The organism is Nocardia sp. NPDC059195 (assembly GCF_042754695.1).
GTDB lineage: Bacteria > Actinomycetota > Actinomycetes > Mycobacteriales > Mycobacteriaceae > Nocardia.
The window spans coordinates 188,443-209,190 of record NZ_JBHZBG010000004.1 but is presented as its reverse complement, the minus strand read 5'-3'; the positions used below and the strand labels follow the sequence as shown (position 1 = coordinate 209,190).

Genomic DNA, 20,748 nt, shown 5'->3' with positions numbered 1-20,748 from the left:
TGAAGGCGCGAGGGGCTGGCTCGCGTCAGGCAGTCAGCGGGCCGATGAAAGTCGAAGGCACCGGGGGATACCCGGGCATGGACGCCGCTGCGCTACCGGTGGAAACCGGGCCGACAGCAGGCGCTACAGACACGCTGGAAGTCGACGTGGCGACGGGCCACGAGTCGTACTCCAGTTGCGTGCATGTGCCTATTGTGCCACGTCAGCCGGGTCGTTCCGACAGCAAAGAGATATTTCCCGCACTTTTGGGGGAAATCCCCTGGACGGCCGTCCTGTTCTGTGACGGGGGTCATAGCTCGCCGCCCGGAACCGGCCTGTGATACGCCCGAGCCCCCGCGTGTGCGGTGCGGCACAGCGCGGTTGACCTGGAGTGCGCTCGAGGTTGCACAGTAGTGGCATGAGCAACGACGCCACCACCGCCGGTCAGACCCCCGCCGATCTCGACACCGAACTCGCGGCCATCCGCGCCGTCGTCGACGGTATCGCGCACGCCCAGGCCAACGAACTGGCCGAGGAGTTCGTCGCAGTCTTCCGCGAAGACGCGATCTGGACCACCGGCCACGGCAGGCGCCTGTTCGGCCGCCCGGCCATCGCCGAGTTCACTGCTCAGGTGCTGCCCGGCGCGACGACGCACGGCACCGCGACCTACGAGGTCGAGCACGTGCTGTTCCTTCGGCCCGATGTCGCCGCCGTCAAGATCCGCCAGAGTTACTTCACCCTCGACGGCGAGCTGTCCGGACAGGGCACGCCGATGTACGTGATGACCAAGGAAGACGGCGCGTGGGTGCTCACCGCCAACCAGAACACGCCCGTCGTGGTCGAGTGACGCGCCGGCCTGGGTGGATTCCGCCGAGGGCCGCCCCGGGGATCGCGCGCTGTTCCGGGTGAGGGGGTGTGCTCGGCGTTTTCCGGGGCCCGGCAGACTGGAGGGGTGACTACCAGCGCTGCTTCCGGGGCTCCCGGCGTGACACCGGCCGATGCCGAGCGCCCGGTGCTGCGCGATTTCGGGGACGGCGCGTTCGGCGTGTACGTGCACGTGCCGTTCTGTGCCACCCGCTGCGGGTACTGCGACTTCAACACCTATACGGCGGGGGAGCTGGGTACTTCGGCGTCGCCCCAGTCGTGGCTGGAGGCCTTGCGCGGCGAGCTCGCGACCGCCGCGGTCGAGTTCGGTGCCCTGCCGAGCGCGACGCCCGAAGTGTCGACGATCTTCGTCGGCGGCGGGACACCGTCGCTGCTCGGTGGTGACGGGCTGGCCTCGGTGCTGGATGCCGTGCGAGCGAACTTCACGCTGGCCGCCGATGCCGAGGTGACCACTGAATCCAACCCGGAATCCACCTCGCCCGAGTTCTTCGAGCGGCTTCGCGCGGCCGGCTATACCCGGATCTCGCTCGGCATGCAGTCCGCCGCACAGCACGTGCTGAAAGTGCTCGACCGTACGCACACCCCGGGTCGCGCGGTCGCCGCGGCGAAGGAAGCGCGTGCGGCCGGGTTCGATCATGTGAACCTCGATCTGATCTACGGCACCCCCGGCGAGACCGATGCCGATCTCGACCTGAGTCTGGACGCGGTGCTGGCCGCTGGTGTCGATCATGTTTCCGCCTACTCTCTGATCGTCGAGGACGGAACCGCGTTGGCACGCAAGGTCCGCCGTGGTGAACTGCCCGCACCCGACGACGATGTCCTCGCCGTCCGCTACGAACGCATCGATGCCCGCCTCGCCGCCGCCGGTCTGACGTGGTACGAGGTATCCAATTGGGCCGCAAGTGATTCCGCCCGCTGCCGGCACAACCTCGGCTATTGGGACGGTGGTGACTGGCTCGGCGCGGGCCCCGGCGCGCACAGCCACGTCGGCGGCGTTCGCTGGTGGAACGTCAAACATCCCGCCCGCTACGCCGACCGGGTCGCCCTCGGTGGACTCCCCGCCGCGGGCTGGGAAGCCCTCACCGCCGACGAGCGCTACACCGAGCACCTCATGCTCACGGTCCGCCTCCGCACCGGCCTGCCCCTCGCGGACCTGGCCCCGTCCGCCGCCCCCGCCCTCGACCGGATCATCGCCGACGGCCTCGCCCACATCACCGGCGACAATCTGGTCCTCACCGACCGAGGCCGTCTCCTCGCCGACGGCATCGTCCGAGACCTGCTCAGCTGACCGTCGAAGGTCGCGCTGGAGGTTTCTCGACCGATCCGCGGTGGTCTTGTCCGACGGTTTGTCGACTCGGCGGTTGCCGGTCGACAGGCTGTTGAGCACGTCAGGGGAATCGCGCGGGCGGTGATGTCATCGTGATCTGAATTTCGAGATTTTTGCGGTTTGTGATCGAACCCGAAGATTGCCCGGTCATCGTGGGGTATCAAGCCAATGCACACCTGGTGAGGGGCCCGGAACATTGGGGTGCTCTAAGGGTATGTTCGGTGGGTTCGGGGTGGAAGATAACGATTAGGGGCGTACGCTTCAACTCGATCCTAGGGAGTTATATGTCCACCGAACGGCACATCACCCTCGTCCACGAGCAGAGCGAATTCGCTGAAGCGCGCTCCGCTGAGAAGGCGGAGAACGCGCGTCAGTGCGCGGTCGCCGCGAGGACGGTAGCGTCGCACTCCAACGACGCCGACGACTGCGGCGCGTTGCTGGCGATGCTCGGCCTGGATGCCCTCGCGGGCAAAGAGGTCGGCGCTCCCGACTCGGCCGCTCGCTGCGGCGCAGCTGCGCGAGTCTGATTCGGCATCGGCCGCCCGCCTGGGCGGCCATTGCTGAAGAGTCCCGTCGACTCGCTGACATCGCCGTCAGCCCCGAGTCGCCGGTGAGCGCTGCTCACCGGGCACGAAGTCATCGCCACCCCCGATCACCCCACCTGCTACCGCCGGTCGTGGCTCTCCGAGCAGCTCCGCGGTATTCGCCGACGTGATCAAGTACTCCGGCAGCCCGCGCACAGCATCCACGCCCGGTGCCTGCGGTGTCGGTGCTCCGCCGCAATGGAAGAAACGATCGCCCGACCTGGCTGGGGTATGCCCCGATGGCGGGTTTGCACCGATGACCGGGCCTGTCGATCCTGGAATGCTGTGCCCGGTACCCGGCCTCGACACCTCACGCTGATCGGGTGGTCGGTACCGCGCAGCGCCATCCGACGTTCGGTCATGGGCCCCCGTCGTGGTGACGATCGGCCTCGCACGCCCGGCCATCGAGTCGACCGATGGACCGCGCCCTCTCGAAACGAGCGCGGGGTCGATGGTCGCCGCCGAAGTCCCCGTAGGTGCTGTGAGCAGCCCTGAGCCGCCCGGTGTCGTCAACGTCGCCGTAGCGCTGGGCGGCGTCGTAACGGTGGCCACCGTCGACGCCGTGGCCACCCGCGTAGCGCTGCCCGAACGCGCCGCCTCGTCATCGGATTCCGGCGACCGGCCTTCGGTTACGTCCGGACCGTCGGTGCGAGCTCCCGTTCCGCGACCATCGCGTCCCACCGTTTCCGAATCCCCGATCGCCCTGTCCGGGGCCGTGCTCTCCCCGGTCGAGGCGGCCCCGTCTCCGGCCGAAACCTCGACCGGCGACTGCGCGCGTCGCCCGCCCCGCGATTGCCCCGCGGTACCGATCAACAGCTGTCGATCGCCCGGCCCGCCGGAGTCGAATGACCGAAACGGCGTGGATAGCAATGGAATACGAGCGATCAACTGGGCGAACGGCAACACATACCGCTGTCGCATCGCGGCTCGGGCATTCTCCTGCGCGGCCGAAGCCGCACCGTGCGCTGATGCTGAGCCCGTGGTGTGGACCGCTCCACCCACCGACCACGCCGAGGCTCCGGTTCCCTCGACAGCCGGCGACCCGACCGCGTACTTGGTTGCCACGATCGCCTCGGCAGCCGCCCGAACCACACCCGGCAACTCCTCCAGCGCGACTGTCAGTTCGTGCGCTTGCGCGACATAGCCTTCGACCGCGGAACCGGCCGCGTCGGCCCCCACGCCCGACCAAGCCAGCGCGAGCGATCCATCCACCGCGTGCCGGAAAGCGCGTAGACCGTCGTCCCACCACCGCGCTATCTGCTCGAACCTATCCGCTTGCGCCAACGCATCGGTGACCTCGAGCGCCTCGAATGCCGCGACGATCTCCCCGTGTCGCCAAGAATGCGTGTTCTCCCCACCGCCCGGAACACCGACCTGTGTGTGACCGCTAGCGCTACCGGGATGCGTGCTCTGGCCGACGCCGGGAAAACCCGAATCCGGGGCGCCGCTGGAAATGCTCGGATTCGTATCGCCGCCGAGAATGCCGCTCCGCTCGCGGCGAGTCATCGTGACTCCACGGAAATATGTTGCCCCGCAGAGAGTTCCACCGACGTAAGTCGGTCAGCCCACTCTTCGTCGGCAACCATCATCAGATCGCGCACGTCCCGGAACGACTGGCGAATATCGCGCACGATCCGCGTATGTCCATCCAATGTGGCGGCGATGCTGTCCTCCTTCGCCGCGGCCACGCAACGCAATCGCGCCACCAATGTGGCAGCGGATACCAACCCCGCTTCCGCCTCACCCAATCCCCAATGCGCCTGATCGCCGACTTCCACGGCAAGTGCCCGAATCCGCGCGATCGCCCGCAGAAACTCTCCACACGCATCGTCGATCCGGGCGAACTCCGCCGGCCGCACCGCGACCGCGCTCGATCCGATATGCCACGCCTCGCCGACCCCACCCGGACGCACCACAGTTCCCTCCCCGCACACTGTCGATAGCTGAAAATTGCTGGTAGAACCCCTGATCCAGTCCCGAACCTACGCCCGCCCCCAGAGCCCGACAACCCCCGAAATCCCATCTGTGGATAACTCGGGCCTGTGGATAACTCGCAGCCGTGCTCGACCGAGTCGGCAGGCCGAACACCGCCACCGAAGCCGAATATCCCCGGATGACAGTTCGATGCCGGACACCCGTGCGATCCGGCGATCGGGAACAGGACAATTAGACTGGACAACAAGACGCTGCGAGCGTCGGCGTGCGACCCTGTGCGAACGCAGCACGGTAGGCATGACGTACCAAGCACGAGCGAGGAAGGTGGGGTCGATGGCGTCGAGCACCGAAGATCGACGTTTCGAGGTCCTGCGAGCGATCGTCGCGGATTACGTCGCCACCAAGGAACCGATCGGCTCCAAGTCCCTCGTGGAACGGCACCACCTCGGCGTTTCCAGCGCCACTATCCGCAACGACATGGCGGTGCTCGAGGCCGAGGGCTACATCACCCAGCCGCACACGAGCTCGGGCCGCATCCCCACCGACAAGGGCTACCGCGAGTTCGTCGACCGGATCGCCGAGGTGAAACCGCTCTCGGGCGCCGAACGCCGGGCGATCATGGAATTCCTCGAATCCGGTGTCGATCTCGACGACGTGCTGCGCCGTGGCGTGCGCCTGCTGGCCCAGCTCACCCGCCAGGTCGCCGTCGTGCAGTACCCCACCGTCTCGGCCTCGATCGTGCGCCACATCGAGGTCGTCGCACTCAACCCGGCCCGCCTGCTGCTCGTCGTGATCACCGATACCGGTCGCGTCGACCAGCGCATCGTCGACCTGGGCGCGGTGATCTCCGATGAGGACCTCGCCGCCGTGCGTGGGCTGCTCGCCGGCGCGATGGACGGCAAACTGCTCTCGGTGGCCAGCGCGTCGGTAGCCGGTGTGCCGGAACGGGCGCCTGCCAAGATCCGCGACGTGCTCGTTCGCGTCTCCACGGTCCTGGTGGAGACGCTGGTCGAACATCCCGAAGAACGCCTGGTCCTCGGCGGCACCGCCAACCTCACCCGCAATGTCGCCGATTTCGGCTTCCCCGGTTCGATGCGCAACGTGCTGGAAGCCCTGGAAGAACAGGTCATCGTGCTCAAACTGCTCGCCGCCGCGCAGCAGCCGGGCCAGGTGATGGTGCAGATCGGCGAGGAGACCCAGGTCGAGCAGATGCGCGGCACCTCGGTCGTCTCCACCGGCTACGGCGCGGCCGGTGCCGTACTGGGCGGAATGGGCGTGCTCGGCCCCACGCGCATGGACTACCCGGGCACCATGGCGTCGGTGGCGACCGTCGCCCGCTATATCGGCGAGGTGCTCGCCGAAAGGTGAAGCCAGCTCGGGAACGACAACTACCGGACTGTTAAGGTCGATACTTCGGCCGGTAAAGTTGAGTGGATTCGACTAAAGGATGCGCCCGGCGCTCGGCCGGCCCACACCGACCAAGGACTAGAGAACTCACGTGGCACGGGATTACTACGGACTGCTCGGCGTCGGCAAGAACGCCACCGACCAGGAGCTCAAGCGCGCTTACCGCAAACTGGCCCGCGAACTGCACCCCGATGTGAACCCGGACGAGGGCGCACAGGCCCGCTTCAAGGAAGTCTCCACCGCCTACGAGGTGCTGACCGACCCCGAGAAGCGCCGGATCGTCGACCTCGGTGGTGACCCGCTCGAAAACGGCGGCGGCGGAGCAGGATTCAACGGTGCCGGCTTCGGCGGTCTCGGCGACGTCTTCGAGGCCTTCTTCGGCGGGATGAGCGGCCAGGGCGGTGGCCAGCGCAAGCCGCGTGGCCGCGTGCAGCCCGGCGCCGACTCGCTGATCCGCACCCGGCTGAGCCTGGCCGAATGCGCGGTCGGTGTCACCAAGCATCTGACTGTCGACACCGCGATCCTGTGCGATGTCTGCGTGGGCTCGGGCACCAACGGCAACTCCAAGCCGGTCCGCTGCGAGACCTGCGACGGCGCGGGCGAGGTGCAGTCGGTGCAGCGCTCGTTCCTCGGCCAGGTGCTCACCTCGCGTCCCTGCCCCACCTGCCGTGGCGCGGGTGAGACCATCCCCGACCCCTGCAACAAGTGCGGTGGCGACGGACGGGTGCGCGCCCGTCGCGAGATCGCCGCGCCCATCCCGGCCGGTGTCGCCAGCGGTATGCGGGTTCGCCTGGCCGCGCAGGGCGAGGTCGGCCCCGGTGGCGGCCACGCCGGTGACCTCTACGTCGAGGTCGTCGAGCAGCCCCACGACACCTTCGTTCGCGACGGCGACGACCTGCACTGCACCGTCCGGGTGCCGATGGTGGACGCGATCCTCGGCACCACCGTGGTCGTCGACACCATCCTCGACGGACCCACCGAGCTCTCCATCGCGGCGGGCACCCAGCCCGGCGAGGTCATCCAGCTGCGTGCGCACGGCATGCCGCGCCTGCGTTCGGGCGCGCGTGGCGACCTGCTCGCCCACCTCGACATCGTCGTGCCGAGCAAGCTCGACGGCAAGCAGACCGATCTGCTGCGCAAGTTCAAGGGCATGCGCGACAAGGATCGCGCCGAGGTGATGTCGACCCAGTCCGAGCACAACAGCGGCTTGTTCGCCCGGCTGCGCGCGTCGTTCAGCGGGCGCTGAGTCCGTGGCCGCGACGGTCTTCTATCTCGATGAGGTGCCCGAGCCGGGCACCGTCGCGGTGCTGGACGGTCCGGAGGGTCGTCATGCCGCGACCGTGCGCCGGATCAAGGTCGGCGAGCCGATCACCCTGTCCGATGGACACGGGGTACTGGCCGACTCGGAAGTCGTTGCGGCCCAGAAGGATCGGCTCGAACTGGCGGTCCGCGACCGTCGTGTCGCCGCGCCGCCCACCCCGGCGGTGACCGTGGTGCAGGCGCTGCCCAAGTCGGACCGCTCCGAGCTGGCCGTGGAGTTGATGACCGAGGCGGGCGCGGACCTGATCGTGCCGTGGCAGGCCGCGCGCTGCGTCGCGAACTGGGAAGCCAAGGCCGCCAAGGGGATCGAGAAGTGGCGTGCCGCGGCCAAGTCCGCGGCGCGCCAATCCCGTCGGGCCTACATCCCTGAGATCGCCGGACTGCACCGCACCCGCGACCTGGTGGAGCTGGTCCGAAAAGCCAAGGCGGACGGTGCGATCGTCGCGGCCCTGCACGAATCCGGCGCGGGCAAATTCACCGAACTGCCGCTGGCCGAGGCGAGCGAAGTGGTGCTGATCGTCGGCCCCGAGGGCGGCCTCGACGCCGCCGAGCTGGCCGCATTGGCAGAGGCCGGAGCCGATATCGTGCTCCTCGGCCCGACCGTCTTGCGCACCTCCACCGCGGCCGCGGTCGCGCTCGGTGCGCTGGGGGCGTTGACCTCACGCTGGTGAGCAGGAGTGGACCGCCAGGGATCGGGTATTCCGATGGGGTCGAGATCGGCATACCACGGGCGCATTTTTAACCACTGTGCGGTGTCGGTGCTCGGCGGTAAACTGATCTCATCGAACACCAGGTCGAAACCGGAAGCAGGCTGTAGCCACTTTTGAAGAACTCAGGCGAGATCGGCAACCCCACCAACCCCGTATCAGACATCGGCACAGGCGGAAACAATGCTGGTCCCGCGGCGCGAACCGTGCGTTCCAGCATCGAGCTCGCCCCGGAGTCGGTTTTCGGTTTCCTCGGCTCGGCCGACCAGAACCTGCGACAGCTGGAGAAACTGCTCCCGGCCGACATCCATGTCCGCGGCAACACCGTCACCATCACCGGTAAAGCGGGCGATGTGGCGCTGGCCGAGCGGGTCATCGAGCAGCTCGTCGCGTTGACCGGCCGTAACCGGGTGATCACCCCCGAAGCGGTTCGCCACACCATCTCGATGCTCACCGACGAGGGCGTCCACGAATCGCCCGCCGAGGTGCTGAGCCTGGACATCCTGTCGCGGCGCGGCAAGATCATCCGCCCCAAGACGCTGAACCAGAAGCGCTATGTCGACGCGATCGATGACAACACCATCGTGTTCGGCATCGGTCCCGCCGGCACCGGCAAGACCTACCTGGCCATGGCCAAGGCGGTGCAGGCCCTGCAGTCCAAGCAGGTCACCCGCATCATCCTGACCAGGCCCGCGGTCGAGGCGGGCGAGCGGCTCGGCTTCCTGCCCGGCACCCTCAACGACAAGATCGACCCGTACCTGCGTCCGCTCTACGACGCCCTGCACGACATGATGGACCCCGAAGCCATTCCCAAGCTGATGGCGTCCGGTGTCATCGAGGTCGCGCCGCTGGCATACATGCGTGGTCGCAGCCTCAACGATTCGTTCATCATCCTCGACGAGGCGCAGAACACCACGGCCGAGCAGATGAAGATGTTCCTCACCCGCCTCGGCTTCGGCTCGCGGATGGTGGTCACCGGTGACATCTCGCAGGTCGACCTGCCCAACGGGCAGCGCTCGGGTCTGCGGGCGGCCGCGGAGATCCTCATCGATATCGACGACATCCACTTCTCGGAGCTCACCAGCGCCGACGTGGTCCGGCACCGGCTGGTCTCCGACATCGTCGACGCCTACGACCGCTTCGAATCCGACACCCGCGCCGTGCCGGGACCGCACTACCCGGGCAATCGCGCCCAGCGCAGAGCAGCCGGTCGCACCGACCGCCGCTAACCGGCGCCACGCTGGCCCGATGCCGCTCCCGGCGGCGTCGGGCCAGCACCGTACCCTGAACAGGTGAGCATCGAGATCGCCAACGAATCGGGCATGGACGTTCCCGAAGAAGACCTGGTCAGCGTCGCACGTTTCGTGATCGCCCGGATGGACGTACATCCGGCCGCCGAACTGTCGATGGTGCTCGTCGATCTCGACACCATGGCCGACCTGCACGTGCGCTGGATGGACCTGCCCGGCCCCACCGACGTGATGTCGTTCCCGATGGACGAGCTGGAGCCCGGCGGTCGCCCCGACAGCCCGGAGCCCGGCCCGTCGATGCTCGGTGACATCGTGCTGTGCCCGGAGTTCGCCATGGGTCAGGCGCAGAAGGCCGACCATTCGCTCGACCACGAGCTGGCCCTGCTCACCGTGCACGGCGTGCTCCACCTGCTCGGCTACGACCATGCCGAGCCGGACGAGGAGAAGGAGATGTTCGCGCTGCAGGCCCAGCTGCTCGAGGAGTGGTACGTGAGCCTGCGTGAGGAACAGCGCCGCGCCGAGCTGGCCGAGCGTGACGACCGACTACTCGGCAAGGCAGGTTTCACCGCACCCGGTGAAGGCCCCGCGTGACAGCACTGACCCTGATCCCGCTGGCGATCGGATTGATCGGAATCGGCGGGGTGTTCGCGGGCGTCGACTCGGCACTGAACACGGTGTCACGGGCCAGGCTCGACGACATGGTCCGCGAGGAGCGCTCCGGCGCCGTGCGACTGCGCAAGATCGTCGACGACCGCCCGCGGTATGTGAATCTCGCTGTCCTGCTGCGTATTCTGTGCGAGATCACCGCCACCGTACTGCTGGCCGCGGCGACCTTGGACCTGTGGAACGAGAGCACGGCGCTGCTGGTCACCGCGATGCTGATGGTCGTTGTCTCCTACGTCGTGATCGGCGTCGGCCCGCGTACCCTCGGCCGTCAGCACGCCTACTCGATCGCGCTGGCCGCCGCCGTGCCGCTGCAGATCATCGGCGCGGTACTCAGCCCGGTGAGCCGGTTGCTGATTCTGCTCGGCAACGCGATCACTCCCGGTAAGGGATTTCGCAACGGCCCCTTCGCTTCCGAGATCGAGCTGCGCGAGGTGGTCGACATGGCCCGCGAGCGCGGCGTGGTGGCCGACGACGAACGCCGGATGATCCAGTCGGTCTTCGAACTCGGCGACACTGCGGCCCGCGCGGTGATGGTGCCGCGCACCGAGATGGTGTGGATCGAGGACGACAAGACCGCCGCCCAGGCGATGTCATTGGCCGTGCGCTCCGGCCATTCCCGGATCCCGGTGATCGGCGAGAACGTCGACGACGTACGCGGCGTGGTCTACCTGAAAGACCTTGTGCCCTATGCCGATCGCGCCCGCAAGGTGTCGGTGCGCGAGATGATGCGGCCCGCGATCTTCGTGCCCGATTCCAAGCCGCTCGATGAACTGCTCGACGAGATGCAGCGCCGCCGCAATCACATGGCACTGCTGGTCGACGAGTACGGCGGTATCGCGGGACTGGTGACCATCGAGGACGTGCTCGAGGAGATCGTCGGTGAGATCGCCGACGAATACGACACCGACGAAACTCCGCCCGTGGAAGACCTCGGCGACGGCCGCTACCGCGTCTCGTCGCGGCTTTCGGTGGAAGACCTGGGGGAGCTGTACGGCCTCGACATCGAGGACGACGACGTCGACACGGTGGGCGGGCTGCTCGCCCACGAGCTGGGCCGCGTCCCGTTGCCCGGCTCCAAGGTGACCGTCTACGGGCTGGTGCTGCGCGGCGAGGGCGGCGCCGACGCGCGCGGGCGCATGCGGGTCAACACCGTGCTGGTGCGCCGGGCCGCCGATAAAGAGAAGAAGACCGACAAGCCCCGCAAGGGCATGACCGACGAGGCAACCGCCGACACCGACCAGGTGCGCGTGCCCGACGACAACGGAGAAAACCATGAGTGAACTGGACGCCGAGGACAACAAGCTGCTGGTGCTGGCGCGTGGCGCGCTGGGCCGCACCGGCGGCGCGAGTGGTGCCGCGGTGCGCGACACCGACGGCCGCACCTACGCCGCCGGCGAGGTAGTGCTGACCGCATTGCGCCTGACCGCATTGCAGGCCGCCGTGGCCGCCGCGATCTCGAGCGGCGCGGAGGGTTTCGAGGCGGCGGTCGTCGTCGGCGGTGACGCCGACGACGCGGGCATCGGCGCGGTGCGCGAAGTCTCCCCGTCGGCCTCGGTCGTCCGCACCGACCGCACCGGCGCCGTGCTGAGCGAGGTGCACGGTGGCTGATTCCGGCAAGGAATTCCATTCCGGCTTCGTCTGTTTCGTCGGTCGGCCGAACACCGGTAAGTCGACGCTGACCAACGCGCTGGTCGGCACCAAGATCGCGATCACCTCCTCGCGCCCGCAGACCACTCGCCACACCATCCGCGGCATCGTGCACCGCGAGGACGCCCAGCTGATCCTGGTCGACACCCCCGGCCTGCACCGCCCGCGCACCCTGCTCGGCCAGCGTCTCAATGACCTGGTCCGCGACACCTATTCCGAGGTCGACCTGATCGCGCTGTGCATCCCGGCCGACGAGAAGATCGGTCCCGGCGACCGCTGGATCGTCGAGCAGATCAAGATGATGGCGCCCAAGACCAAGATCCTCGGCGTGGTCACCAAGATCGACAAGGTGGGCCGCGACGAGATCGCGCATCAGCTGATGGCGCTGGTGAAGCTGCTCGGTCCTGAGTCCGAGGTCGTCCCGGTATCTGCCGTGAAGGGCGAACAGGTCGAGGTGCTCGTCGACGTGATCGCCTCGCAGATGCCCGAGGGCCCGGCGTTCTACCCCGACGGTGAGATCACCGACGAGCCGGAGGAAACCCTCATGGCCGAGCTGATCCGCGAGGCCGCGCTCGAGGGCGTGCGCGATGAACTGCCGCACTCGCTGGCCGTGGTCATCGAGGACATCGAGCCCTATGAGGCGAACGAGGACATGCTCGAAGTGCATGCCCTGCTCTACGTCGAGCGGCCCAGCCAGAAGGCGATCATCATCGGCAAGAACGGCGCCCGCCTCAAAGAGGTCGGCACCAATGCCCGCAAACAGATCGAGCACATTCTCGGCACCCGCATCTACCTGAACCTGCACGTGAAGGTAGCCAAGGATTGGCAGCGCGACCCGAAACAGCTGGGGAAGCTGGGCTTTTGACCGTTTGAGTGTCGGCGGTTCGGGGTATCGTTCGGCGAACACGCCGGTTCGTTCGGCGTGGTCGCTGATCGTCCGGGGGAGGCCGTGGAAGTGCCCGATGCCAATGATGTCGGCAAGCTGCTGGAGCTGCTGCGGGCGCTTGAGATTCCCGACGCCCGCCCGCGCGTGCTGCGCACACTGGTACACCGGCGGCGCGCCCTGCCACGCCCGATCGTCGAAGTGGTCGGCGTCGCCGGGCATACGGCACTGGTCGCCGAAATCTACAGCTGGCTCAGTGAATCCGGTGGCAGGCGGGCGACGCCGCGCGTCAAGATCGACCTGCACGCGCCCGACCTGCCGCGCACCCTGCTCACCCCCGACCTCAACGCGATCGACGCGGGCCCGCACGCGGGAGACCAGGAGATCCCCGGCCACTGCCTACCGATCGTCGGGCAATTGGTGGCCGGTTTCGCCGCCGACGACACCGCGATGGGCGCGATCAAGTTCCCGCGCTACCGCACCGCCGACTGGCTGACCCGTCAGCGGGTGACCTCCGACGAATCCGAGGCGCCCGACGAACTGCGCCGCAGGCTGCCCAAACTGCTGCGCAGCGGCTCGCCGACCAGTCGTTCCGATACCGCCGAAGGCGTTGCGGGCGACACGATTTCGCGCGTGGTCTTCGGTGTGCTCGCGCTGTGGCCGGTGCTGCGGTTGTGGCTGTGGGTGTCCGGGCGCATTCCCGGTATGTCCAAGGTGACGCGGTGGTTCCTGCGCCAGCGCTATCTTGCGCCCGAATTGTCGGGCAGTTTCCTGGGTTTCGCGTCCAGGCTCACGGCGTCACACCGGGTGGACGAGAACGAGGAGCAGGTTGCCAAGCTTCTCGTGCACGCGTTTCTCGAGGACCTGCGCGATGCCTACAAGCGACGGATCTGGCGCCCGTCGAGCTGGCGGCGTACCGCGTATCCGGTGGCGTTGCTCGGTGGTCTGGCCGAGAGCAGCGACGGTGCGCGCATCCTCACCTGGATCAACGAAATCCGTAACGAGACCGGACTTTTCGATCCGCTGGTGGTCGTGGCGCTGCGTGACGAAGGGCCGAGCCGCGAGGTCGGCGAGCTCTCGCACATCAGCGATCTGCGCCCGCTGCGCACCCTGGAAAGTCTCGCCGACGCTCCGACCCCGCAGCCGCTCGATCCGCTGCAGGAGTGGTTGCGCGAGATCGACAACCGGCGCACTCATCGCCAGGCCGACGCCTGGTTCCTGCCGTTACGCGCGATCCTGCCGCCCGACACCACCCCGCGCGTCAGCGATGCCCGATTCCGTGGTCTCGCACTGCCGCCCGCACCGCCACTCGCCGCGCGCAGCTGGTTCGTCGGTCTGTGCGTGCTGATCCCGATCGTGCTCGCCGTGGGCGCGACGCTGGTCTACTTCCCGCCGCTGCGTGGTGTCGAGTGTTCGCATTGGCCGTGGACCGGCGGTGTCTCGGTGAGTCTGCGTGACGGTGAATGTGTCGGCCGCAGCGACAACCCCCGGCAGACCTTCGCCGACGACCCAGAGTTGTCGGCGATGCAGCGAGAAGTGTTCCGGCTCAACGTCGCCGCAGCGAACGCGCGCAAAAACAATCCGAACCGGCCGTTGGTGTCGCTGGTGTATTTCGCCGGCCTGAGCTATGTCGACGCCAATGTGCGCTACCCGCATGCTCAGGTCGAGGAACTGGCCGGTCTGGCCGTGCAGCAGCGTCGCGCGTTGCTGGCCTCCGATGAATCGGAACCGTTGCTGCGCATCATCATCGCAAATGGTGGCTCCGATATGCGCCACGCCGGTTGGGTGGTCGACAACGTGCTGCGCAAGCTCGTGGCCGAAGACCCCAGCGTGCTCGGTGTCGTCGGGGTCGATCGCAGCAACGACGAAACCCGCAGGGCCATCAACCGTCTCGGCGAACTCGGCGTTCCCGCAGTCGCGACGACCCTATCGGCCGATGGTCTCGAACAGGCGTCTCCGCTGTACTTCCAAGCGGCACCGAGCAATAGGGTGCAGGCCCGCCTTGTCGCCGACTACGTGCAAGGTGCCCGTGATCGTAACGGTGCTCCCCGCTACGACAAGGTGGCGATCTATCACCCCGAGGTCGTCGGTGACCTGTACGTGAACACCTTGGTCGAGGATGTACGAGCAGAGCTCACCGAACGTGGGGTGGCGCACGAGAGTATGAGCTGGCGCGAACAACAGCAGCTCTATCGGTTCCCCGCACCGTGCGAGACCGCCGGATTCGACCGCCACACCCTGCTGTTCTTCGCGGGCCGCAACGACGACTTCCCGACCTTCGCCAAGTCGGTGAGTCGCGGCTGCATCAGCGGCGAGGGCCCGGCGATCCTCGGCAACGACGCGGTGACCAGGGTGATCACCGATCCGAAAGCCACCGCCGCACTCCCTGCCAACCTCACCGTGCGCTACGTGGCCAAGGCATCGCCGGTCATGCTCGGTGGCGCCGATTGTGTGCGTGGCATCGGCAAACTCGGCGATCAGCCGGTGCCGTTCGAGCATGAGCGGCTGTGCAGTGAACTGGCGGGCTTGATCGAGGACCTGCGTGGTTACCCCGGCCTCGCCGACTACCAGCCCACCTGGGCGGGTGATCGCACCGGTCTGGCCTTCGATGTGAGCGGGCTGTTCCTGCAAGCTGTGCGCAGCAGCCGTGGCGTCCTGGCGGACAACCCGCCGAACCGCACCGCCATCGCGGTCCAGTTGCGTGAGTCCGACTATCGCGGCGTCACCGGCACGCTCGGCTTCTCGACCAGTCGCGTCGCCGACGGCTCATCGATCGCGGTGCTTGTCACCACCGCGGTCGGCGGCACGGGCCCGCAGCGCTGCCTGATGATGTTTCCTCGGCAGACCGGTCAGAACGGCTGTCCGTCGGGCACGAAGAGCGATCTCGAAGGGTGGGTCGAGCCGACCAGGTAGGCACCCGGTGAATCACCACCACCGTTCGGGGCGGTGACGGTCCCAGTGCAGTTCCGATTCCAGCTGGGCCGCAACGGAAATCAGCAGTGGTTCACTGTCGGCGGTGCCCATCAGTTGCGCGCCGATCGGCAGCCCGGATTCGGTGAAACCGGCCGGCACGTTCACGCTCGGCCAGCCGAGCACGTTCCACGGCCACGTGTACGGGCACGCTGCGGTGATCAGATTGTTGGTCGCGCCGATGCCGATGCCGTCGATCTCTTCCACCTGCGGGGGAGGGGTCGCGGTGGTCGGCGCCAGTACGAGGTCGTAGTCGTCGAAGAAGGAACCGATGCGCTTGTGCAGCAAGGGTTCCGCGAGCCGCGCCGCCGTGAGTGCGGGCCCGCCGAGTACTCGGCCGATGCGTGAGTTGGCAGTGGTCCGCGGGTCGACAACGGCCCCTGGCATATCCCGGTGCACCCGGCTGATCCCCGCCAGCGAGCGCGGCAGGAAGGACGCGCCGATCATCAGCCCGTAGTGCAGGTTCGTCACGGTGACGGTGTGGCCGAGTGCGCGCAGCGTGCCGGCGAGCGCGTGCACCGCCGCCGCGATCTGCGGATCGAGCGCGGTCTTGGTCGCGGTGTACGGAATATTCAGGGAGACAGCGATTCTGAGCGTGCCGGGATCGCGACCGACCGCCGCGCTCGCATCGATCGGGGCGGGCTTGTGCCGGTCACCGTCGTCCGGTCCGGCGGCGATGTCGAGCAGTAGTGCCGCGTCACGCACGGTGCGCGCGAGCGGGCCGTTGACGGTGAGTCCGTTGAACGCCTCCGCCAGCGGCCAGGTGGAGATGCGCCCACGCTGCGGCTTGATCCCGATCAGGTTCGTCCACGAGGCCGGGATGCGCACCGACCCCGCACCATCGGAACCCAGTGCGGCAGGGACCAATCCGGCCGCGACCGCCGCCGCCGACCCACCCGATGACCCGCCCGGCGTGCGTGTGCGGTCCCACGGATTGCGGGTGTGCCCGAACGCGTCACCGCTGGTGAACGGCAACTGCCCCAGCTCGCACGTATTGGCCTTGCCGACGATCACCGCGCCCGCCGCGCGCAACCGGCGCACCGATTCCGCGTCCGCGGTCTTCGGCGCGAACTCCCCACCGCACCCGAACGCGGTGACCTCACCGCTGATATCGGTGTCGTCCTTGACCGCGATCGGCACGCCGAGCAGCGGCAGCCGCACCCCTGCGGCCCACCGCGCATCCGCCTCGGCGGCCTCCCGCAGCGCGGCCTCGCGACGCACGACCCGGAACGCGTTGAGCGTCGGCTGTGACGCCTCGATCCGGTCGAGCGCGTCGGCGACGGCGGCAACCGAGGAGATGCTGCCGTCGGCAATGGCCGCGGACAGGTCGGTGAGGCCGAGATCGGCCGAGGGGTTCGGCGCGATGTGGTCGGGCGCGGACATGTGAGCTCCGTCTCTGCAGGTAGTTGGCTCGACGGTAACGCGAAGCTGGTCACCCGTCCACATCCCCTAGGGTGGGTATAGACATACATACGGGATGTATGTAACAGTAGATATGCCCAGCATCCGACCAGGGGAGGACCCCATGGGAATCAGCTCAGCACTCGGCCCGGCGCACGAGATCGCCCTGTCGTCCGGCCGCATCCGCTATCACGACACCGGCACCGGATCGCCGGTCGTGTTCGTTCACGGACTGCTCGTCAACGCCGACATCTGGCGCGGGGTAGTGCCCGGCCTCGTCGCCGCCGGACACCGCTGCCTCACACCCGACTGGCCACTCGGATCCCACACCATCCCGATGCCCGACGCCGACCTCAGCCCCACCGGCATCGCGGACCTGATCGCCGAGTTCCTCGACGCACTCGACCTCACCGATGTCACCCTCGTCGCCAACGACACCGGCGGCGCGCTCACCCAGATCCTGATGACCCGCCGACCGGAACGGATCGGGCGCGTCGTCCTGGCCGCCGTCGACTGCTACGAAGTGTTCCCGCCCCAGCCCTTCTCGAGTCTGCTGAAGGTGGCGAAGATTCCCGGCGCGATCGGCCCGCTGCTGGCACCGATGCGCTGGAAGTTCGCGCAGCGCCTGCCACTCGGCTTCGGCTGGGTGACCAAACACGAACTGCCGCAAGACATCGCGCAGTCCTACCTGGGGCCCGCCCGACGCAGCGCCGCCATCCGCGACGACCTGCGCCGTTTCGCCGCCAGTGTGGACAACCGATTCACCATCGCCGCGGCCGAACGCTTCCCCACGGTCGATGTGCCGGTGCTCGTGGTGTGGGCGACCGAGGACAAACTGTTCCCGATGGCGCTGGCGCAACGGCTGGTCGCCGATCTACCGCGGGCGAGCCTGCGCACCATCGACGATTCCTACACATTCGTCCCCGAGGACCGGCCGGAGTTGCTCACCGAACTGATCGTGGAGTTCACTCGGCTGCATGCAGCGCCGTAGTCAGGAGGATCGTTCCCGCACTACCCGAGCCGCGCTCGAGCAGGCAGGCCGCAGCCTGTTCGCCGAGCGCGGCTTCGCCGGTACGTCGGCCGAGCAGTTGGTGGCCGCCGCCGGTGTCACGCGTGGCGCCCTGCACCACCACTACGGCGACAAGCGCGGACTGTTCCTCGCCGTCCTCGAACAGGTCGAGACCGAGGCCACCGCGGAGATCGCGAGCGCCATCACCGCTGTCGACCGCGCCGATGTCATCGGCGGGATGACCGCGGGTCTGGCACGTTTCCTCGACATCTGCGCCCGCCCGGAAATGCTGCGCATCGTGTTGATGGACGCCCCGACCGTCCTCGGCTGGCCCGCTTTCCGCGAATTCGAAGCGCGCCACGGCCTCGGCCTCATCACCGCCGAACTGCAACGCGCCACCGACGCGGGCCTGATCCCGGTCGCCCCGGTCCCGGTACTCGCGCAATTACTGCTCAGCGCCATCACCGAAGCCTCGCTCATCGTCGCCCACGCCGATGACCCCGAGCGCGCCCGCATCGAAACCCAGCAATCGCTGCTGGTGCTCATCGCCGGCCTGCTCCAGTCCTGATCCGTGTCCGTGAGTCCGGTGTCGGGCCCGCATGCAAGACTGGCCACGTGCGGTTGTATCGGGATGAGGCGATAGTGGTTCGCCAGCACAAGCTGGGCGAGGCCGATCGCATTGTCACGCTCCTGACCAGGCAGCACGGGCTTGTCAGGGCGGTGGCGAAGGGGGTACGGCGCACCAAGTCGAAGTTCGGGGCGCGGCTCGAGCCGTTCTCCTACATCGACGTGCAGTTGCACCCGGGCCGCACACTCGACATCGTCACCCAGGTCATCACCGTGGAGGCGTTCGCCGCCGACATCATCGACGACTACGGCCGCTACACCACCGCGTGCGCGATCCTCGAAACCGCCGAACGCCTCGCGGGTGAAGAACGCGCACCCGCCCCGAAGCTGCACGTACTCACCGCGGGCGCTCTGCGCGCCATCGCCGCCAAGCAGCGCCCGCACGAACTGATCCTCGACGCTTATCTGTTGCGCGCCATGGGTTTTGCCGGTTGGGCGCCCGCGCTCGACGAATGCGCCCGCTGCGCCACCCCCGGCCCGCATCGCGCCTTCCACGTGGCAGCGGGCGGCGCGGTCTGTGTGCACTGTCGCCCACCGGGCGCGAGCACGCCTGTCACCGGGGTGCTCGATCTGCTCGTGGCCCTGTTGAAGGGGGAGTGGGCCTACATCGACAGCGTCCCCGACAATGTCCGCCGCCAGGCCAGCGGTCTCGTCGCCGCTCATCTGCAGTGGCATCTGGAACGTCAGCTGCGCACGCTGCCGTTGATCGAGCGGTCCCGCATCGAAGCCCCGACCGTGGATCGGTCCGACGCCGCTGTCGTCGGCCGGGTCGGCTGAACAGCCCGACACCCCGAGCCTGCGTTCGCAGGCCGGTCGCAGCGCGCGACGCTCGAGTGAGGACCGGTACGCCCGTCAACCCGGAGCCCGTGCAGCCCGCACCCGGCGATCAGGCAGGATGGATGCCGTGATCCTGCGTCGTGACTCTTCTCCCGCGAGCAAGCCGGACGGCACCCGCACCGTGCGCCCGCCGTCCCAGCATCCCTCCGGCGCGCGCCCGCCCGCGATCCCGCCGGAGCTCGTGCCCAACCACGTCGCGCTGGTGATGGACGGCAACGGCCGCTGGGCCCAGGAGCGTGGCCTGCCGCGCACCGCCGGACACGAACGCGGCGAGGCCGTGCTCATGGACTCCGTCGAAGGCTGCATCGAGATCGGCGTCAAGTGGCTCTCGGCCTATGCCTTCTCCACCGAGAACTGGCGGCGCAGCCCCGACGAGGTGCGCTTCCTGATGGGCTTCAACCGCGACGTGATCCGCCGCCGCCGCGACGAGATGCACGAGATGGGTGTGCGGGTGCGCTGGGCCGGGCGCCGACCGCGCCTGTGGCGCAGCGTGATCAAGGAACTCGAGGTGGCCGAAGAGCTCACCAAGGACAACGACGTGATGACGTTGACCATGTGCGTCAACTACGGTGGCCGTGCCGAAATCGCGGACGCCGCAAGGGAAATCGCGCGCCGGGTGGCCGCGGGGGAGATCGACCCGGAGAAAGTCGACGAGGCCACCGTCGCGAAGTACCTCGACGAACCAGACATGCCGGACGTCGACCTGTTCCTTCGCCCCTCTGGTGAGTTCCGAAGCTCGAACTTCTTGATCTGGCAGGCCGCCTACGCCGAATTCGTCTACCAGGACACGCTTTTCCCCGACTTCGACCGGCGTAACCTGTGGGACGCGTGCCTGGAATACGCCAAGCGCGACCGTCGCTTCGGTGGCGCCAAATGAGCGACAGTCACGACGGAGCCGACATGGATGCGCTGCTCACCCCGGAACTCGACCTGCAAGCACGCGCCGGTGCCTGCCTGCAGATGCAGGACATCGAAGTCCGCGTCGACAACGACCGGTCGCTGGGATTCGAGTACGACGGTGCCCTGTGTTCGATCCGCGCGGTCACCCTCGCCCCCGGCCTCACCGTGCTGTCGCTGACCAGCGTGCTGGCTTGGGATCGTCCGCTCAAGGCGGCCCTGCACAAGCGCGTCGCCGAGCGTAACAACGAGATCCAGTTCGGTTCGGTCACGCTGATCGCCCGTGGCCAGCTGGGCGACGTCATCCTGCGCTACACCTTCCCCGCCGAAGGGCTGGACGACGGCGCCCTCACCACCATGCTGCTGCTGGCCCTGTCCGGCGCGAGCCGAGCCCGTCAGGGGTTGCTCGCGCCGTAA

The 20,748-nt window shown here is 68.0% G+C and carries 20 protein-coding genes; 17 read left to right on the top strand and 3 right to left on the bottom strand.

From position 1 onward, the window contains the following. The first annotated feature begins 397 nt into the window (after window positions 1-397). The 3 genes from ACFXKN_RS08065 to ACFXKN_RS08055 all read left to right on the top strand — a co-directional run bounded on the left by ACFXKN_RS08065 (window position 398) and on the right by ACFXKN_RS08055 (window position 2,718). Complete coding sequence (locus ACFXKN_RS08065; protein ID WP_379432766.1) at window positions 398-826, top strand: SgcJ/EcaC family oxidoreductase; 429 nt, start codon at window positions 398-400, stop codon at window positions 824-826. 105 nt (window positions 827-931) lie between these two features. After that, on the top strand, window positions 932-2,152 hold the full coding sequence (gene hemW, locus ACFXKN_RS08060; protein ID WP_379432765.1) for a radical SAM family heme chaperone HemW: 1,221 nt from the start codon (window positions 932-934) through the stop codon (window positions 2,150-2,152). 323 nt (window positions 2,153-2,475) lie between these two features. Then, on the top strand, window positions 2,476-2,718 hold the full coding sequence (locus ACFXKN_RS08055; RefSeq protein WP_378918832.1) for a hypothetical protein: 243 nt from the start codon (window positions 2,476-2,478) through the stop codon (window positions 2,716-2,718). A 66-nt stretch (window positions 2,719-2,784) separates the two neighbouring features. On the opposite strand, the gene ACFXKN_RS08050 is transcribed toward ACFXKN_RS08055, so the two are convergent. Then, a complete protein-coding gene (locus tag ACFXKN_RS08050) occupies window positions 2,785-4,281 on the bottom strand; it encodes a hypothetical protein (RefSeq protein ID WP_379432764.1) in 1,497 nt (498 codons plus the stop codon). Then, entirely contained in the window at window positions 4,278-4,691 is a 414-nt protein-coding gene (locus ACFXKN_RS08045) for a hypothetical protein (protein WP_379432763.1), read from the bottom strand. The genes ACFXKN_RS08050 and ACFXKN_RS08045 overlap by 4 nt, the downstream gene beginning before the upstream one ends. A 352-nt stretch (window positions 4,692-5,043) precedes the next feature. Here ACFXKN_RS08045 and hrcA point away from each other — a divergent pair, with 352 nt between their 5' ends. From hrcA to ACFXKN_RS08000, 9 genes are all read left to right on the top strand, one after another. After that, window positions 5,044-6,078: a heat-inducible transcriptional repressor HrcA gene (gene hrcA, locus ACFXKN_RS08040; RefSeq protein WP_378952764.1), complete on the top strand. Its 1,035-nt coding sequence runs from the start codon at window positions 5,044-5,046 to the stop codon at window positions 6,076-6,078. Window positions 6,079-6,208: 130 nt separating this feature from the next. Next, window positions 6,209-7,363 carry a molecular chaperone DnaJ gene (gene dnaJ / locus ACFXKN_RS08035; RefSeq protein WP_378952761.1) on the top strand — a complete coding sequence of 385 codons (1,155 nt, stop codon included), beginning with the start codon at window positions 6,209-6,211 and terminating at the stop codon, window positions 7,361-7,363. A 4-nt stretch (window positions 7,364-7,367) separates the two neighbouring features. Beyond that, window positions 7,368-8,108 (top strand): 16S rRNA (uracil(1498)-N(3))-methyltransferase, encoded by a 741-nt coding sequence (locus ACFXKN_RS08030; protein WP_379432762.1) that lies wholly within the window; start codon window positions 7,368-7,370, stop codon window positions 8,106-8,108. Between the two features lie 200 nt (window positions 8,109-8,308). Then, window positions 8,309-9,373, top strand: coding sequence for a PhoH family protein (locus tag ACFXKN_RS08025; protein ID WP_378952967.1), 1,065 nt, complete (start codon window positions 8,309-8,311; stop codon window positions 9,371-9,373). Window positions 9,374-9,436: 63 nt separating this feature from the next. Then, entirely contained in the window at window positions 9,437-9,985 is a 549-nt protein-coding gene (ybeY, locus tag ACFXKN_RS08020) for an rRNA maturation RNase YbeY (RefSeq protein WP_378952755.1), read from the top strand. Next, a complete protein-coding gene (locus tag ACFXKN_RS08015) occupies window positions 9,982-11,340 on the top strand; it encodes a hemolysin family protein (protein WP_378952752.1) in 1,359 nt (452 codons plus the stop codon). Before ybeY ends, ACFXKN_RS08015 begins: the two co-directional genes overlap by 4 nt. After that, a complete protein-coding gene (locus tag ACFXKN_RS08010) occupies window positions 11,333-11,668 on the top strand; it encodes a cytidine deaminase (RefSeq protein ID WP_378952749.1) in 336 nt (111 codons plus the stop codon). The genes ACFXKN_RS08015 and ACFXKN_RS08010 overlap by 8 nt, the downstream gene beginning before the upstream one ends. After that, the gene (era, locus tag ACFXKN_RS08005) at window positions 11,661-12,572 is read left to right on the top strand and encodes a GTPase Era (RefSeq protein WP_378952746.1); all 912 of its coding nucleotides are present in this window, start codon (window positions 11,661-11,663) and stop codon (window positions 12,570-12,572) included. Before ACFXKN_RS08010 ends, era begins: the two co-directional genes overlap by 8 nt. A gap of 84 nt (window positions 12,573-12,656) precedes the next feature. Continuing rightward, the gene (locus ACFXKN_RS08000; protein ID WP_378952743.1) at window positions 12,657-15,503 is read left to right on the top strand and encodes a hypothetical protein; all 2,847 of its coding nucleotides are present in this window, start codon (window positions 12,657-12,659) and stop codon (window positions 15,501-15,503) included. Window positions 15,504-15,515: 12 nt separating this feature from the next. On the opposite strand, the gene ACFXKN_RS07995 is transcribed toward ACFXKN_RS08000, so the two are convergent. Further along, window positions 15,516-16,943 (bottom strand): amidase, encoded by a 1,428-nt coding sequence (locus ACFXKN_RS07995; protein WP_378952740.1) that lies wholly within the window; start codon window positions 16,941-16,943, stop codon window positions 15,516-15,518. Window positions 16,944-17,085: 142 nt separating this feature from the next. Between ACFXKN_RS07995 and ACFXKN_RS07990 the strand changes: the two genes are divergently transcribed. The 5 genes from ACFXKN_RS07990 (at window position 17,086) to ACFXKN_RS07970 (ending at window position 20,748) form a co-directional block, all read left to right on the top strand. Beyond that, window positions 17,086-17,952 carry an alpha/beta fold hydrolase gene (locus tag ACFXKN_RS07990; protein ID WP_378952737.1) on the top strand — a complete coding sequence of 289 codons (867 nt, stop codon included), beginning with the start codon at window positions 17,086-17,088 and terminating at the stop codon, window positions 17,950-17,952. After that, entirely contained in the window at window positions 17,939-18,538 is a 600-nt protein-coding gene (locus ACFXKN_RS07985; RefSeq protein ID WP_378952734.1) for a TetR/AcrR family transcriptional regulator, read from the top strand. Before ACFXKN_RS07990 ends, ACFXKN_RS07985 begins: the two co-directional genes overlap by 14 nt. Window positions 18,539-18,585: 47 nt before the next feature. Beyond that, window positions 18,586-19,374, top strand: coding sequence for a DNA repair protein RecO (gene recO / locus ACFXKN_RS07980; protein ID WP_378952731.1), 789 nt, complete (start codon window positions 18,586-18,588; stop codon window positions 19,372-19,374). Window positions 19,375-19,492: 118 nt separating this feature from the next. Beyond that, window positions 19,493-20,311 (top strand): isoprenyl transferase, encoded by an 819-nt coding sequence (locus tag ACFXKN_RS07975; RefSeq protein WP_378952728.1) that lies wholly within the window; start codon window positions 19,493-19,495, stop codon window positions 20,309-20,311. Between the two features lie 83 nt (window positions 20,312-20,394). Beyond that, the gene (locus ACFXKN_RS07970; RefSeq protein ID WP_378952964.1) at window positions 20,395-20,748 is read left to right on the top strand and encodes a YbjN domain-containing protein; all 354 of its coding nucleotides are present in this window, start codon (window positions 20,395-20,397) and stop codon (window positions 20,746-20,748) included.

What these genes read in the sequence shown, in the direction of transcription:
- ACFXKN_RS07975 (WP_378952728.1), top strand. Translation starts at nt 19,493, where the DNA reads ATGGATGCCGTGATCCTGCGTCGTGACTCTTCTCCCGCGAGCAAGCCG.
- ACFXKN_RS08055 (WP_378918832.1), top strand. Translation starts at nt 2,476, where the DNA reads ATGTCCACCGAACGGCACATCACCCTCGTCCACGAGCAGAGCGAATTC.
- ACFXKN_RS07990 (WP_378952737.1), top strand. Translation starts at nt 17,086, where the DNA reads ATGGGAATCAGCTCAGCACTCGGCCCGGCGCACGAGATCGCCCTGTCG.
- ACFXKN_RS08010 (WP_378952749.1), top strand. Translation starts at nt 11,333, where the DNA reads ATGAGTGAACTGGACGCCGAGGACAACAAGCTGCTGGTGCTGGCGCGT.
- ACFXKN_RS07995 (WP_378952740.1), bottom strand. Translation starts at nt 16,943, where the DNA reads ATGTCCGCGCCCGACCACATCGCGCCGAACCCCTCGGCCGATCTCGGC.
- ACFXKN_RS08065 (WP_379432766.1), top strand. Translation starts at nt 398, where the DNA reads ATGAGCAACGACGCCACCACCGCCGGTCAGACCCCCGCCGATCTCGAC.
- ACFXKN_RS08050 (WP_379432764.1), bottom strand. Translation starts at nt 4,281, where the DNA reads ATGACTCGCCGCGAGCGGAGCGGCATTCTCGGCGGCGATACGAATCCG.
- ACFXKN_RS07985 (WP_378952734.1), top strand. Translation starts at nt 17,939, where the DNA reads ATGCAGCGCCGTAGTCAGGAGGATCGTTCCCGCACTACCCGAGCCGCG.
- ACFXKN_RS07970 (WP_378952964.1), top strand. Translation starts at nt 20,395, where the DNA reads ATGCAGGACATCGAAGTCCGCGTCGACAACGACCGGTCGCTGGGATTC.
- hrcA (WP_378952764.1), top strand. Translation starts at nt 5,044, where the DNA reads ATGGCGTCGAGCACCGAAGATCGACGTTTCGAGGTCCTGCGAGCGATC.